The 16,087-nt window shown below is 51.0% G+C and carries 10 protein-coding genes and 2 pseudogenes; 5 read left to right on the forward strand and 7 right to left on the reverse strand.

What is annotated here, in order from left to right; all coding sequences use genetic code 11:
* Positions 1–24: 24 nt before the first annotated feature.
* Positions 25–3,600 carry a C39 family peptidase gene (locus PHF39_RS12200; protein ID WP_300224501.1) on the reverse strand — a complete coding sequence of 1,192 codons (3,576 nt, stop codon included), beginning with the start codon at positions 3,598–3,600 and terminating at the stop codon, positions 25–27.
* Between the two features lie 359 nt (positions 3,601–3,959).
* Between PHF39_RS12200 and PHF39_RS12205 the strand changes: the two genes are divergently transcribed.
* Positions 3,960–4,700: a hypothetical protein gene (locus PHF39_RS12205; RefSeq protein ID WP_300224502.1), complete on the forward strand. Its 741-nt coding sequence runs from the start codon at positions 3,960–3,962 to the stop codon at positions 4,698–4,700.
* A 199-nt stretch (positions 4,701–4,899) separates the two neighbouring features.
* Here PHF39_RS12205 and PHF39_RS12210 read toward each other — a convergent pair.
* The 4 genes and pseudogenes from PHF39_RS12210 to PHF39_RS12225 form a co-directional block, all read right to left on the reverse strand.
* Positions 4,900–5,749: pseudogene (locus tag PHF39_RS12210) on the reverse strand (IS5 family transposase).
* Between the two features lie 161 nt (positions 5,750–5,910).
* The gene (locus PHF39_RS12215; protein ID WP_300224504.1) at positions 5,911–6,537 is read right to left on the reverse strand and encodes a helix-turn-helix domain-containing protein; all 627 of its coding nucleotides are present in this window, start codon (positions 6,535–6,537) and stop codon (positions 5,911–5,913) included.
* A complete protein-coding gene (alaS, locus tag PHF39_RS12220) occupies positions 6,530–9,271 on the reverse strand; it encodes an alanine--tRNA ligase (RefSeq protein ID WP_300224505.1) in 2,742 nt (913 codons plus the stop codon). Before alaS ends, PHF39_RS12215 begins: the two co-directional genes overlap by 8 nt.
* Before the next feature lie 70 nt (positions 9,272–9,341).
* Complete coding sequence (locus tag PHF39_RS12225) at positions 9,342–11,030, reverse strand: PAS domain S-box protein (protein ID WP_300224507.1); 1,689 nt, start codon at positions 11,028–11,030, stop codon at positions 9,342–9,344.
* Positions 11,031–11,183: 153 nt separating this feature from the next.
* Between PHF39_RS12225 and PHF39_RS12230 the strand changes: the two genes are divergently transcribed.
* Together PHF39_RS12230 and PHF39_RS12235 are read left to right on the forward strand one after the other, a co-directional pair.
* Positions 11,184–12,662: a methyl-accepting chemotaxis protein gene (locus PHF39_RS12230; protein WP_300224509.1), complete on the forward strand. Its 1,479-nt coding sequence runs from the start codon at positions 11,184–11,186 to the stop codon at positions 12,660–12,662.
* An 18-nt stretch (positions 12,663–12,680) separates the two neighbouring features.
* Positions 12,681–13,214: a chemotaxis protein CheW gene (locus tag PHF39_RS12235; RefSeq protein WP_300224511.1), complete on the forward strand. Its 534-nt coding sequence runs from the start codon at positions 12,681–12,683 to the stop codon at positions 13,212–13,214.
* A gap of 121 nt (positions 13,215–13,335) precedes the next feature.
* Here PHF39_RS12235 and PHF39_RS12240 read toward each other — a convergent pair whose 3' ends face one another.
* Both PHF39_RS12240 and PHF39_RS12245 read right to left on the reverse strand, forming a co-directional pair.
* Positions 13,336–13,668, reverse strand: coding sequence for an SWIM zinc finger family protein (locus tag PHF39_RS12240; RefSeq protein WP_300224513.1), 333 nt, complete (start codon positions 13,666–13,668; stop codon positions 13,336–13,338).
* Positions 13,665–14,372, reverse strand: a complete 708-nt coding sequence (locus PHF39_RS12245) for a Nif3-like dinuclear metal center hexameric protein (protein ID WP_300224515.1) — start codon at positions 14,370–14,372, stop codon at positions 13,665–13,667. Before PHF39_RS12245 ends, PHF39_RS12240 begins: the two co-directional genes overlap by 4 nt.
* 91 nt (positions 14,373–14,463) lie before the next feature.
* Between PHF39_RS12245 and PHF39_RS12250 the strand changes: the two genes are divergently transcribed.
* Positions 14,464–15,984, forward strand: a complete 1,521-nt coding sequence (locus PHF39_RS12250; protein WP_300224517.1) for a homocysteine biosynthesis protein — start codon at positions 14,464–14,466, stop codon at positions 15,982–15,984.
* Positions 15,975–16,087: pseudogene (locus PHF39_RS12255) on the forward strand (NIL domain-containing protein); the annotation flags it as partial. The gene PHF39_RS12250 and the pseudogene PHF39_RS12255, both read left to right, overlap by 10 nt.

The raw sequence follows: 16,087 nt of genomic DNA on the forward strand, positions 1-16,087 counted from the left end.
TTATCCCGATCTCTGGCTGCGCGATTACGTTACGGTGAAATATAATGTCCAGGATACTGGACTTCTTCCAGCACTGTTATACGCATACATATTCCAGCGATATTTTTCACCAGCAACCAGGACATTCTCCGGTATTGTGATTGATGATCCCGTAATCTCCTGCTTGTTATAGACGAGATTGTCTGATCCATAGGGAGATTTGCTGATTGCGAGAGAATAGTATTGTGCCTTGGTATCTGCCTTCCACGTGAATGTTGGCGTAGTGGTATACACTTTCTCGCCGGGTTCGTATTCCTGTCCAGGAGATAAGGGGTGGGGTTTTCCGGGGGGGGTGTAATAAGTGATCGATGTGGATGAGATATCTTTTAATGTAGTTGAATCCTCCGAATTGACATACTGTTCTTCGGATGAGGAAATATCCTTCAGCATTTCCAATTCGCCAATGAATCGCTTTTTTATTGAATTACGTACTTCTTGTGAACTACTCATAAAATATGATTCGATATTATTCATCTTATACTTGTAAATTTTTTCCACGATCTGGCTATCTGTCATTGAATTTACATTACTATCTTTTAGTGCCTTTACTATCACGTTGGAATTTGGTCCGTATTGAGTTGCAGTACTCCAGATCGCTTCCTGTACCGCTGAACCTTTTCCTGAGAGATCAAGGTTATTATTCTTCAATAATGCCCTTTGAATATCGTAATGCGTCAATTTAATGAAATTATATTGAGCGTTGATAAAGTCATCATTTTCTGATAAAGTCCTCCATTTGTCATCAAATTTTTCTGATCCAATTTCAAGACCTTCAAAGTCATCGGAATATTCACTTGTTTGTAAAAATTGGTTCAAAGTACCTGTTTCGCTTGATAACTGGTATGTTCCATAACTTTTTCCCCCAAAATCCCCACTTCCACTACTGATTGCTGCTGGATCTCCTGCAGATTCATATTTTGCAGATACATACCCGAGTTTTTGTACAGTTGATACCTGACGGTTCCCTTCAGGAGATGATGTTGATTGCTTAAGCATATTCTCCGACTGGACAGTACTCACTTCTGGTATTTGCGTCTTGGATGCAGGGAAGAGAACGGATAAGAATTGTTCGAGCAGAGTCGCTGAGCTTGATCGAAACTGGGAAACCGTTGAGATTGATTGAGTGGATTGCTGGGTTTGAGTATTCTTTGATGATAGGATTGATGTAATTGGTCCTTGATAGACAATTATCTGAGTAATGTATCCTTCTGCGCCGCTCTTATCATTGATAATCCTAAATCGTCCCTCTGGATCTGGGAGTGTGGTTGCGTTGCCCTTTACACCGCATTTGTTGCCACCAGGATTATCGAAGGGATCATGTATTTTGTAGGTAATCCCATCTTGGTTTTCTATGTATCCAGTGATGACGATAAAGTGTGGTGAATCACTGTTGGAACCGCGTATGCAATCCTGCTTATATGTCACTTGCGCAATAACTGGATAACCAGAATCTATATATCCATTTATCATTTCGAGCGAAGCTGAACCTACTGACTTTAATGTAATTGTATTACCACTTGCTTCGGCCACTTTATACCAATTGATATGATCCCATTCATTATCTGGTGCCTTTCCCTGTCCCAATTTAAATCCATGATTCTTTATAAGCCACTGATTTAATTCTCTTGGATTTTTATTATCAATTTCATAAGCTGTTAGAACCATTGCAGCTGATGTTACTGCACATCCATACCCCCCCAAAGTACCTGTTCCAGTTCCAAGTGTATCTCCTGTCCATGTTGGATTATTTTGGGCAAAGTATGGGATGACTAAATATTTCGATCCAATAGTACCTGCAGCGATTTGTTCAGTTTTAGTCCCCTCCGATGCAACCAAAAATCCTTTGAGATTTGTTCCAGAAGTGATCTCGTTTGACCATGACGAGGAATCATAGCCGGCTTTAGAAGCAGAAAACTGCCAGGTTCCCGGTGCACCTGAAAGGGCAACTGTTCCCGATGAATCTGTTACCTGGGAAAATTGAGTCCCGGAACCATCCTGTCCGGTGACCGCAATTCCTGATAAAACCGGACCACTGGCAGATCCATCCCGCATGACAAGTGTCACCTTAATATTGATCTGGGCTCCCGGCTGCAATTCAGCCGGTGATGTGATCAGATATCCTTTCAACTGTTGAGATCCGACGATAGTATTTGACCATTTGGCAGATTCATAACCAATTTTTGCCGCCGAGAATTGCCAGGTCCCTTGGGCTCCTGAAAGAGTAACCGATCCTGTTGAATCGGTGGTCTCGGAGAACGCATTCCCTTTTCCATCTTGACCCGTAATCAATATCCCGGATAATGGAGATCCCGAGGTCGGCCCGTTATACATGACCAGTATTACTTGGGCGGTATTCTGCACAGGGGGAATAGTTGTGTCCTGAATTTTTGAAAGATACCCATTAAGGGTCTTTGAGCCGGTAATATAATTTGACCACGTGGAGGAATCGTATCCGGCTTTAGATGCGGAGAACTGCCAGGTGCCCGGATTTCCGGAAAGAGAGATTTTCCCGGAACTGTCGGTTATTGCTGATAATGCCGCCCCGTTTCCATCAATACCCGAAATGCTGACGCCAGAGAGAGGAAAACCGGATAGTGATCCGTCATGCATGTAAAGGAGCACTTCGATTGTGTCTACGTTTGGAGCCGTTTTTACGGCGGTAACTGTACTTTTTTGTAGATACGCATCATGTCTTCGTGTCGTATAGGCATTGTTGCCCCATGATCCGGGCTCATACCCGTCTTTCGAGCCGGAAAATGACCAGATCCCGGGACTGCCGGAAATAACGACCGTTCCGGTATTGTCAGTAATTCTCTCGAAAGATGCACCAGCACCATCAGTTCCCGTTATTTTCACACCAGATAGAACCGGTCCATCAGATCTGGTTTCATGAACACAGATCGTGAGCTGGACCGTGTTCGGTGTTGTTGTGGTTATGACCGGTATTTTCCTGAGGTACCCATTCAAGGTTTTTGAGATGACGATGTAATTAGACCATGAAGAGGAATCATACCCGGTTTTAGACGCGGAGAACTGCCAGGTGCCTGGAGCCCCCGAGAGTGAAACAGACCCCGAACTGTCGGTGGTTTTGGAGAATGAAACACCATTTCCATCCTGACCGGTGATTTGCATCCCGGGAATAACATCGCCATACGTTGATCCATCATGCATGTAGAGCGTGACTTGAATTGTGGAAGGAGTAGGAGTTGCGGTTGCCGGTATTTTCCTGAGGTACCCATTCAAGGTTTTTGAGATGACGATGTAATTTGACCATGAAGAGGAATCATAACCGGTTTTAGACGCAGAGAACTGCCAGGTACCCGGTGCACCAGAGAGTGAGATAGACCCGGAACTGTCGGTGGTTTTGGAGAATGAAACACCATTCCCATCCTGACCGGTGATTTGCATCCCGGGAATAACATCGCCATACGTTGATCCTTCGTGCATGTAGAGTGTGACCTGAACTTGATTGGATGTTGTTGCACCAGATGCAACGGATACTAGAGTAATAATCAACAGACATGCCAGTAATGACATTTTTCGTAACAGCTTCCCCCTCATTTCAACATCCTCGTAAAAAGTATCCTTTGAACGTGTTAATACGAATAAAGGTCTTTTTTATAAGTAATTCATATAATACTCAATGTTAACTCTATCGAAAAAAATTGTAATATCAGATAAATTAAAAAAATTTTTGCCAGAGAATCTGCTAGTGCGTTAACCATCCTTGGGATAGTGGCAGGTGGGGATGCCTTCTTTCCCATGATACCCATGGTGAAAAAAGGGGTTTCCTCTCTTGGTCATAATTGCATTTTCGGAAATCTTCAATAACTCCATCTATATCTATGAAAAACAAATAATGGAAAACAAATTTCGAAATTTTTATAAACATTAACATACTTTTCGTTACTGGTGGCTTAATGAAAAAAAATTCCAAAACTGTTGTATTTTCGATTTTGAATGTGTTTTTTCTTGTAATCGTGTGTATCATAGCGGGTTGTACTTCTCCGGCATCATCCGGCTCCAGCACACCGGCAACCACGGTTACAGCAGATATTGCTGTTGCAACCCCTCAGGTAACTGCGTCCCCAACATCATCGCTTTCTGAAGATGAACCGTTTGTTCCCCCGAATACCGAGTTTCTCACGTACGGTGTCACCGTAACTGTTCCAAGTAATTGGGAGAAGGAAATCCCTGAAGAAGAGGATGCACTCCGAGATTACGGTCGAGTTACAACCAATATTGCGAATTTCTACTCCCCGGATGTTCCTTACCTATCGAAGCGGTGGAACCAGTCGCAACCAAACATTGATAAATCCAATTATACGGTCATGAGCATCGATGTGGATCCGGGAACTGTTACGGATTTCGAGCAGTACTTTAACCTAGCAACACTGGCTCTCCAGAACACATATGGGCATATAACAATTACGAAGCATAATTACCAATTGAAAATTTCTGGATATGACGCGTACAAGCTGGATTTTGATACATCCCTTGATGAAAAAACTGACATGCGCGCTTCCTACATCTTCACTGATGTCGATGGAACAATCTATATTTTTGCATTTAAGAATCCTTCACTGTATTCATCTGAAGTAGAGGAAATTTATAAATCAGCTAAGATTGTATCAGTCGTCCCTACGAAGAAAAGTCGGTAGAGAAATCCGATTTTTTTTCGGCTCCTCGCAATTTCATGTGGGTACAGTACTTCTCATAATTTTCCTCCATGAACCTTAAACAGTCATCAATACTAGAATCTCTGATCAACTGAGACAACGAATAACAGCAATAAATGTAATAAATTTGGGCTCTGTAAAATCCCTCAATGAGAACAAGAAACGACAAAGTTGAGATCATTCATGAGAGGTTGAAGAGGATCACTTTGATTTTGATTTCCTTGACATGGAGCCGGAACAATCGAGCCTTGAGGGCTTCACCGAACTTTCTTTTCAGGACGGAGAATCCAGTTTCAACCTTGTTTCTCTGATGATAGGTTTCCTCATCGAATGCATGAGCGAGTCGTCTTCGATACTATCCGGGAGATTCGTTTACGTTTCCTGTTTCTGGCCGGGATCAGGGAACGGGAGTAGAGAGTATCCCGGATTAACTCGTGGATATTTTCGGCGTTGTATCCATTGTCCATGACATAGAGGTCAGAACGCCTGAGTCGATGACATTGCTTCAGGAGTTTTTCGGCGTGAGAGATATCATAAACCGGGTGTTGAGAGATCTTTAGACCAGTAATAATCTATTGATCGGTATCGACAGAGATGGAGGTCTTCAGGAATCGTTTTCTGGTTTTACCGGTTCTCAAGGAATAGTAGTGGCTTGCGTATGAGCTTGTGAATCCGGATGAGTCTATGGCGGTACAATTGATCCTCTCACCCTCGTCATAGAACATCTTCACAAGCCGGTTGAGTAACCAGTTGAATGTGCTAGATCGAATCCGTTGACAGAACTTGTGAATCGTCGCGAAATGAGGAACCTGATTGAGGTGGATCTTTTCTCGGAGTGAGTCCATGATCTCCGCGAGTTCTGCAGCATCACGATAATCTTCTGATAGATACTTTTTCAGGAGATGAAGAATGTGTAATTGGTGCTGGCTATAGGCTCTTTCCGAGTACTTTAATAAGAAACGTGGGATTCGGGAATCCCTGATCAAGCCGGAGGATAATCCAACAAACCTGATATACCGGTTTGCTGACATTATTTCGTCTCCTTACGATGTGGTGCATAACAATGTAAGGAGGCACTGTACCTTAGATCTTTTGGTCACTGTTTTACTTCGGTAAACTTAGCATTTCTACAGAGTCACGGTTTTTATTTTTACCATAAATTTTTTAAAAAAGTGACGAGCCTTTACCTAATTCACCGCGTCTTCTTCCAGAGCCATGCCTCGTAGCAGAGCAAAATTACGATGACGAATATGCCCCCGATGAAGAACGCAAGGGCCGGATCGAATGCTATTGGGGCAGGTACAGAAACCGTGTCGAACGTTGCCTGGAGTGCAACTGCACCTGCATCCCGTCCCGCCCCGGTAGCAGTGTCGACCGCAGGTGCCGGCGCCGCCTTGAGCGAGACCATCTCGGCGTTCATCACGGGAGCGGAGAGCATTGGCAGGATTGTCGAGATTGCGAGCGTTGATACAGCCACAATCCCGAAGAGCGAGGCATATTTAAGCAACAGGGAACGCACGTCCACCCGGGGCGGGGCAACGATGAGGAGCTGGTCGGTCAGGGAGTAAAGCTTGACCTCCCGGCCTTTGATGCTGTACTTCGTATCGGCAACCGCAATGACGCCTGCATCAAGGAGATTCTCGACATGGTACTTCGCTGTGTTCATCGGGATCTGGAGTTTCTCGGTGATTGCGGTCAGGCTTTTTGGCCCGTCCGCGAGAAACTGGAGGATGTCGCCTGCAAGGGAGCTGGCTATGGCTTTGGCTATTTTCTGTGCCCGCTCATCGCCAGGTTCCAGGACAAGGACGTTCTCAGCCATTCAGCGCCGCAAGGATCCGTTCGCGTCCGACTTTCAGTGCAAGGTCGAGTTTGCCAGTCTCCGGGCCGCCGCCTTGCGCAAGGTTGGGTTTTCCCCCGCCCTTGCCCCCGAGGAGCTCGCAGACCTGCCCGATGATCTCACCGGCGTTGACCCGGAGGTCACCGGATGCAAGGACGACCCGTGCGGTGTCACCGGCACCCCCAACGAGTGCAACACCACCTCGTGCTGCAACGGATGAGGCAAGCGCCGAGAGTTCCTTCTGGGGGAGGTCAACCCGCTTGATGACAACGTTGACTCCACCCACGACTTCTGCGATCAGCGCCTGCGTCTCCAGGTCCACCATCTTCGAATTCATCCGTTCGACCTCTTTTTTGAGGTCCTTCCATTCAGTGAAAAACCGGGTTACGGTAGCCGGCAGGTTCTCGTACTGGACGGAGAGCGTTTCGGCCGAGGCAGCAATGATCTGCTCAAGGTGCTGCATGTAGTAGATGGCGGCAACGCCTGCGGTAAACTCGATTCTTTCGATGCCGTCCTGGATATGCTCAACCCTGATGATCTTGACAACGCCGACCTCACCGGTACTCCGGCAGTGGGTGCCGGCGCAGGCTTCGATGTCCCCGGCAACCTTGACAACGCGGATCTCCCTGCCCGGCGGGACACCGCCCTGGTACAGGCCAAAGCCGTACTTCTGCTCTGCCTTAGTCCGGTCCTCGATTGAGATCTCGACAGCCTGGCTGGTCATGATCATCCGGTTTGCGGCGATCTCGATCCGGCGGAGCTCTTCGGGGGTGATATGCTTGAAATGACGGATATCGATACGAGCGCTCTCCGCGCCTTTCTGGGCGCCGGCCTGGTGGATGTGTGCGCCGAGCACTTCTTGTGCGGCATGGAGGATGACATGGGTTGCCGTGTGGTGGCGCATCAAGGACCAGCGCCGCTCCTCGTCCACCATTCCTTTCACACGTTCTCCGCGCCGGAGGACTCCGCCCGCAATATGGTGCAGGACAACCTCGCCGACCTTCACGACGCCGTCTACCTGGACCATGCTGTCGGAACTCACCAGCGTACCGGTGTCCGAAGGCTGGCCTCCACCCTCAGGGTAGAAGAGGGTCTGGTCGAGCACGGCATATTCGTCAAAGAAATCGAGCACGACTGCCTCGAACTCGATGTCCGAGGGCTGCTCGTAATAGAGTTTCTTTGTTCCCGGGAGGGCACGGACCCGTTCAGCGTAGTGCGCGGTCTTGTCCTCCTCTTCAGCTGGCTTTGAGGTGGAGTGCATGTCGGCAACAATGGAGTAGAAGTTGTCGGGAAGGTCCACGACTGCGCCCTCCTTTGCCGCGATCTCTTTCACCATCTCCGGCTGGATGCCGTGCGAGTCGTAAAGTGTCATTACCTCGGCAAGGGGCACCCTCTGGCTCTTGGCCTTGTAGGTCTTTGCCACCTTCTGGACAATCCGCGTGCCGCGTTCGAGGGTTGCCGCATACTTCTCGGTCTCGCGGTCCAGGATCTCGCGAACCACCGCGATGTCCTGCTCGAACCTCCGGTTGCTCATGATCCGGGTCTGCTGCTCGATCAGGTCCGCGAGAGGCTCCGTGATCTTCAGGTCATTCATCAACCGCAGGGTCCGCCGGATGACGAGCCGGGCAAGGTAGCCTTCCCGCACATTGGAGGGCACGATGCAGTCGCCGAGCATGTAGGCAAGGCAGCGGGTGTGGTCGCAGATCGCGTAGGCCTTTTCGACCGGAGTGATCATCTTGTCCAGTTTGTCGGGGGAGATATCGATGGCCGTCGCCACCTTCTTTCGTAAGTTGAAGAGGTTCGTGCCCGAGATGTCCATGAGGCCGGCATATTTTGCATTGAGCGCAAGGATCTTGGCATAGTCCTTGTTGCCGAGCATGTGGTCAAGCCCGGCAAGTCCCATGACATGGCTGACCATCTCCGGGAATACTGCGTCGTAGATGGTCGGGGAGCCCTTCGATGCCCAGACAAAGCGTTCGAGGCCGTAGCCGGTGTCGACGATCCGGAGTTTCATCGGGTAATACATCTCGCCGTTGAGCTCGTACCCTTTCTCCCCGGTTTTCTGCCGGCCGAGGCTCATGAACACCAGTGTCGCGACCTCGAGACCGCCAATCAGGACTTCTACGCTCGGGCCTGCGTTGCCGCCGCCGATCCAGGGATTCTCCTTGTAGGTGACTTTCGTGATGTCCCCGCCAATCGAGGCGATGAACTGGTCGCAGAGCTCGACGGTCCGGTCCTTCCAGTAGATCTCCTCGGTGGGGGTGTTGAAAGCATGGTGGGCCATCATCTCGAAGGTGGTCAGGTGACGGCCGGATTTGCCCACGGAGTCGAGGTCGTTCAACCGGATGCAGGGCTGCGAGATGGTGAGCGGATTTGCGGGCGGGGGCACGACCCCGCTGGTCACGAACGGCTGGAAATCAGCGATGGATGCGATGGTCAGGTAAATATCGTCCCGCCACCGGGCAACGACCGGGTACCGGTCGATCCGGGTATGCCCCTGTTTCTCGAAGAACGAGAGGTACGCCTCGCGCATGGTGTCGAGGGTATGGGGCTTAAAGATCGGGTTGCCGATGAAGGTATAGGGTTCGCAGGGGGCATCGCCGCAGACTTCCCGCGAGGGATCGCGGGTCCAGAACGCCGAGCCGCAGGCCTTGCAGACCTTGCGGACCATTCCCTGGGACTTGAAATAATCGAGCTGGTATTCCTCTTCGAGCATGTAAAACCACGTATCGTCTGTACTGTTGCTGTTGAACGCTAATCTAGGTTTTGCTCGGGGCGGGTTTATTCTATGATTTTCTTGTTTTCTTGTTTTTCTTGCTTGCGGTCCCTGTGCGCGAATAGGATCCTTTGGGAATATGCATCTCGAACCGGGCTCCTTTCCCGGGTTCTCCGGCCTCGGCTATGGTAATTCCGGTAATGGCGAGAATCTCCCGTGCAAGGAAGAGCCCGAGGCCGGTGTTCTTCCCGGTGTCCCGCTCAAAGATTGTCTCTTTCTCGTTTTCCGGAATGCCAATACCATTGTCCTCGTACAGGATGACCAGCCGGTCCTCGTTCTCAACGGTACTGATCCGGATTTCTGTTACTTTCTCACCATGGCGTAGTGAATTGTCAAGGAGGTTATAGAATACTTTCTCGATGAGGGGATCGGCATAGATTGAATAATCGGTATCTGGGGGGTGGAGGGTAACCTGTCCCAGGTCTGCGGTCTTCCGGACTCTTTTTACCATTTCTTCAATGCGGATCCAGTCCGGGGGCATGACACCGACCTCCTTGTAATCCCGGGTAAACGCGATGAGGTTCGCTATTGTTTCAGCGATCTCTTCTTCTTTTTTAATTATCTCTCTCAGTTCATCGCTGGCTTCTTGTCGTTTCATCCAACCGATATATCCTTTCAGTACGGTAATCTTGTTGAGGATGTCGTGGCGCGTAACGCTTGTTAAGAGTGCAACCTGGTTACTGGCTTGTCGCAATGCATCAGCGGCTCTCTTCCGTTCCGTGATATCGACGATGGTTGCGGTAACCCCGGAGGAGGGATTGTCCGGATCGAACGGGCTTAAGTTAATGATGACTTTGATCATGGATCCGTCTTTCTTGCGGATCCGTGATTCTACCATTGTAACATTTTTCTGGCCGGCTTTGTTGTATAACTCCTCGTTTACCCGGTGATACTCTTCGTCATCCGGGTACAGGATCCTGGCACTCTGGCCGGTCAATTCTGTCTTCGTGTAGCCGGTAAGATTGCACAGGGAATTATTGACCTTTGTAAAAACCCGGTCAATCAGGAGACCAACTCCAACGGGAGTTGCATTGAGCATGCTTTTGAGGACAGCCTCGTTCTCGCGGAGCGCGTTCTCCGTTCTCTTGTGCCGCCCGATCTCGGTCTCCAGGTTTGCGGTCCTCTCCTGGATCCGCTCCTCGAGCTTAATCTGGTACTGTTTCATCGCTGTGATGTCTTCCAGGAGTATCCCGGCAGCATGGCTCCCGTTTTCAAACACCAGCGGGATCAGTTTGACTTTGAAATACCTGTCGTTTTTATCGATGTCGAAGTGGACTTCAGACGAGAATTCGGTCCCGTCGACAGTTTTTCCGAGGGAATCAAAGAAGTCTCCCGAAAAATACTGTGCAAGCGCTGAATGATCGATCCGTTTTCCTTTCAGCTCGTCTTTCGTGACCTGGAAGAAAGAAAGAAAAGGATCGTTAACTTCCTGGATGAAGAGCTCGCGGTCGAGAATAAGGATGAGGTCTGAAGACAGGCTTAACAGGTTGGTCAGGGGAAGCCGCTGGGAGAGATAGAAGACTTTTGCACGGCCGAGCACGCGCAGCTCTGCCTGCCCGGATATCATCATTGAGTTGAGGTATTTTGCCGCGGTTGCACGGTTGAGCGAGAGCTTCTTTGAGACATCCTCGATCGTCAGCCCCTTGGGATGATCCCTGAGCAGATCCCTGATCCTGGTCTGTTCGTTCTCGGTTTCCATGCAACCTCAATTAAATATGAAATCTTATCGGCTTACGATATTTATCATTATTGGTGGTTATCAATATTGAATATTGATAATCATCATTAAACAAAATGTTTAAATAGTTTTTGAGAAAATTGTGATATTACGCTAAATGCGGGTGTTTCAAACATGGTAGATTTGAAAGATTATGAAGCAATTTTCGAACAGACTCCCCTGGCACAGTTGCTGGTTGATAAGCACTACAAAAATGTCCTGGCAAACCAGGAACTATGCAAGATGACCGGGGTATCAAAGGACATCATCCTGTCTATTAAGATTACCGACTTCAAGGACCGGGGAATCCTGAAATATCTCAAAGATACCGGAGAAACATTCGAGGATGCCGTTGCCCGGAAACGCACGGTTCACGGGCAGTCCACGATCGAGACCTCGCAAGGGAAAATCGAGGTGCTCCGTACCATCATCCCCCTGCTGGATGAGAAAGGTGAGATAGAATATATCTACATCTCCTACAATGACATCACCAGGATGATCAAGGTCCATGATTACATGGCCCACGAGGTCGATGAACTTGCGAAGATCTATGGGATCATGGCAAAAGGTGACCTGACCCCACGTTATAAACTCACGGAACCGGATGCGGATACCAAAGAGAACTACGAGATCCTGGTCAAGCTCCGGGACGCGGTCCGGGGCATCATCGGCAGCCTTGAAGTAAATATTGCTGATGTCAATAAGCGGATGCAGAACCTGACCACGACTTCTGACAGCGCAACAAGAAGTGTTGACGATGCCTCAAAGAGCGTGAGCCAGATCGCAAAGAATGCCAGTGTTGTCTCCGAGAATGCCCAGAAAGCATCCGAGGGCATCGAGCAGATGGCAAAGGCCATGCAGGACATGAGCGCAGCTGTTGAAGAGATCACGTCGAATATGGAGAACGTCTCCAACCAGGCCAACAGTGCCAACAGTTCGGCAAAGACCGGTGCAGCCCTTGCTGACAATGTCAACAAGGACATGAACGCGATTACGAGTTCGACGGAGAATGTCTACGGGATTGTCAAGGACATCGAGAAACAGATGAGCGATATCGGGAAGATCATCGTTCTTATCCGTGACCTGGCAAGCCAGACCAATCTCCTTGCGCTCAATGCAGCGATAGAAGCGGCCCGTGCAGGGGAGCATGGACGGGGCTTTGCTGTTGTTGCCTCTGAGGTAAAATCCCTGGCACAGGAATCCCGGCAAAGTGCTGAAAAGATCGAGGGCATGATCACGCACCTTAACCTTGCCACAAAGAAAGCCACCGATGCCATGGAATCATCCAAGACCCTTGTCATCAAAGGATCTGCCGAATCATCACAGGCACTTGAAGCCTTCCGGACTATCCAGAAAGCAGCTGAAGCGGTGGCAAACAGTGCGTCTGAAGTTGCTGCAGCATCTGAGGAGCAGGCAGCAACAACGGAAGAGATCACAGCGAGCGTCAACGAGGTTGCGCACCTTGTCGAACAGACCGCAAAAGAAGCGGGCGATGCAGCTGCAGCAACAGAAGAGTCTGCTGCGGCTATCGATGAAATCTCCCGTATGATCCAGACCGTAAATGACGTTGCGATGGGAGCAATGGAAGCGAACAGGAAATTCAAGGTGGACTGAGGCCGGAGGGATTTGCCCATGAGTGTCAAGGCAAGCCAACCTGTTACCCGGGGATCCACCCTTCCGGGGCAGCCAAATGATTCGGAACCTATCCAGGTTGTCGAGTTCCTGCTGGGAAGCGAGAATTTTGCTATCAATCTCTTTGATGTAAAAGAGGTTGTTGAATACACGACGATAACCAAGCTTCCGAATGTCCCGTCTCATGTCCGGGGGATTATCGATCTCCGCGGGGAGATCACCACAATTGTTGACCTCAAGCAGCGCCTCAACATCCGGGAAGAAAGCGCCAGGTCGATTGAGGCTTCGAGGATCATTGTCCTCGATGACAAGATTGCAGCCTCAAAGATCGGCATCCTGGTCGATGATGTGACTTCGGTCTCGACCTTCGAGGGGAACCAGGTCGATTATACCTCGGCTTCGGTCAATGCACAGGATACTGCGATCATCGGGATCATCAAGCGCAAGGTAAAGGTGAAGGACAAGGAGAAGAACGAGCTGATCATCTGGATCGATTTAAAACAACTCCTTACGGACATCGATGCCGCGGTCTGAAGTATCGCTGTGATTATTGTATGTGGGTGGGGAACACCTCCCCTGCCCACACTTTTTTCCACAGACCGGTTCTCCTGAAGGAAAACTGTGTAACAGTATAGGAGTGAATAAATTCCCGGTGTTATCGGGAAGAATTCCTCATCTGGTCCTGGTACCACCCGTCAACGGATCGGTACGTGCCGGTTGTAAGAGCTATCCGGACCGCGAGCAGGTGCCAGCAGGTCCTGCCCCGGTACAGGAAGTCACTGCAGGTGCAGAAATCATCTTCCACAATATAGTTCGAAGTCCGGCCTTCCACAACAAAAAAATCAAGGTACCTGATGACTTTTCCGTCATCGATCGCAGCAAGGGCCTTCTTCCCCCGTGTCCCGAACGCTGCCTCGATCTCCCCGCGGAGGCCCGGGTCAAGGGCCTTCTGTTCCGCAAGGCGCTGCCAGATGCTGGTCTCTCTCATGGGATGGTGCGGAGTTGTGGGGTATCGTCGATATAGTACCACCCGCGACGGGCGGCAAGGCGCTTCATGGCCGGGGCTTCGAGTCCGTAATGCGTGGCCTCAATACAAGGGAGGAGGCTTGAGCGCATGACGGAATGTTTCAGCTCCGCCGACAGGACGGCATCGGCGCCCCGCTCCTTTGCCTCGGCAAGAAATGCAGGGTCGAAGCCGCTGCCCCCGATCACGGCAAGCCGGTCCAGAGAAGAAAGAGCGCCCCAGATCCGGAGCGGGCATCCGAGACGCCGGGAGATTTCTGCGAGCGGGATGGTGCAGGTTCCGACAAGGCCGAGCGTCAGCGGCACGGTATCCTTCAGGGACAGGAGTTCAGCCAGTGCATCGTTCACGCCTTCCTCCGCATGATCGTAGTTGGTGTGCATGACCCAGACATTCATCCGTGCCGACAGGACTTCGCGCATGAGGGACGCCAGCGGGCCCGTCAGGGACGTGACCGGTGCCCAGAGCGGTGTGTGGTGGACGACCAGCATGCCGGCTTTCTGCCGGATAGCTTCCCTTACTACTGCCGGTGTTGCGTCGAGAGCGCAGCAGACAGTCTCGAATTCCGGTGCCCCTTCAACGACCAATCCTATCCTTCCCGCATCGAAGTCCTCGGCAAGTTCGGGCGGTGCGATCCGCTCCATGTCGAGAATGAAGGCCTTCACATCCATACAGGATCATCGCCGTTCCGGGATTAAAGAACATTTATTACTAATAGTAATAGCAATCAGTTTAAATATGCATTAAAACATATTTTGAGGTATGCACAAGACTATCGGCCAGATCAATGAACGCATCCGCGAGGGCAGTGCCCGGGTCGTCACCGCAGAGGAGATGCCCGGCATTGTCGCCGAACTCGGGGAAGAAGGGGCACTAAGAGAGGTTGACGTTGTTACAACGGGGACCTTCGGGGCCATGTGCTCGTCCGGTGCGTTTCTCAACTTCGGCCATGCCGAACCGCCCATCCGGATGGAGCGGATCTGGCTGAACAATGTCGAAGCGTACGGCGGGCTTGCGGCCGTGGATACCTACATTGGCGCAACGCAGCAGTCTGACACCCTTCAGGCCGAGTACGGCGGGGCGCATGTCATCGAGGACCTGGTTGCCGGAAAAACCGTGGAGCTCCGTGCAAGCTCGCACGGTACGGACTGCTACCCGCGGCGGACGATTACAACCGAGCTGCTGCTCGAGAACCTGAACCAGGCCATCATGTGCAATCCGCGGAACGCATACCAGCGCTACAACGCCGCTACCAACACCACTGACCGCGTCCTCCACACCTACATGGGGACGCTCCTCCCGGGCTCCGGCAATGTCACGTACTCCGGTGCGGGTGTCTTAAACCCGCTCTCGAACGACCCGAAGCTCCGGCTGATCGGCAGTGGCGTCCCGATCTTCCTCTGTGGTGCACCGGGCATGGTTATTGGGGAAGGTACACAGCATTCGCCGGCGGGCGGGTTCGGGACCCTGATGGTGACCGGAGACATGAAGCAGATGTCACAGGAATACCTCCGGGCAGCGACCATGACCGGGTACGGCGTGACCCTCTACGTGGGCCTTGGCGTACCGCTCCCGGTGCTCGATCTCGATGTTGTCCGGGCAACTGCCGTCCGCGACGAGGATATCTCGGTCGATATCCAGGACTATGGAGTCCCGAGCCGGTCCCGCCCCACCATCCGGACGGCAACCTATGCAGAGCTCCGCTCCGGCTTGGTGGAGATCAACGGTGAGGAGATCCGCACGTCTCCGCTCTCCAGTTTCCGCAGGGCACGCGGGGTATCGCTTGAACTGAAACGCTGGGTCGAGTCCGGAAAGATACAGCTTACCCTGCCGACCCGCGCCATTGATCCGAAAAAGCAGAACAAACCCATGCATGAAACCGCGAAAGGGCCCCGCGTGCTGGACATCATGGATCGTGCCGTCATCACGATTGGAGAGGACGAGGGGATCCAGACGGCGGCAAAGAAACTTCTCAAAGGTGAGACCAACCACCTGCCGGTGGTTAACGGGCAGGGGATCCTTGTCGGGATTATTACCACGTTCGATGTATCAAAGGCGGTGGCAAACCCCGGTAAAGCACATCTTGTCCGTGACATCATGAAGACAAAAGTGATAACTACCGCCCCGGAAGAGTCAGTGGACATCGCCATCCAGAAACTGGAGCAGAACAATATCAGCGCCCTGCCGGTCATCGACCGCGACCGCCACGTCATTGCGCTCCTCACGGCAATGCACCTCGGGAAGCTGCTGGGCGGGAGGTGGCTGAAATGTAGCTGCTGGTAACCTTTTCACGGGGTAAAGGCAGGAAGCCCATCATCGCCCAGGTGGTCCGGGACACCGGTGTCCTGATCAATGTCGAACGGGCGAACATCGATTCCTCTGAAGG

The organism is Methanoregula sp. (assembly GCF_028712425.1).
GTDB lineage: Archaea > Halobacteriota > Methanomicrobia > Methanomicrobiales > Methanospirillaceae > Methanoregula.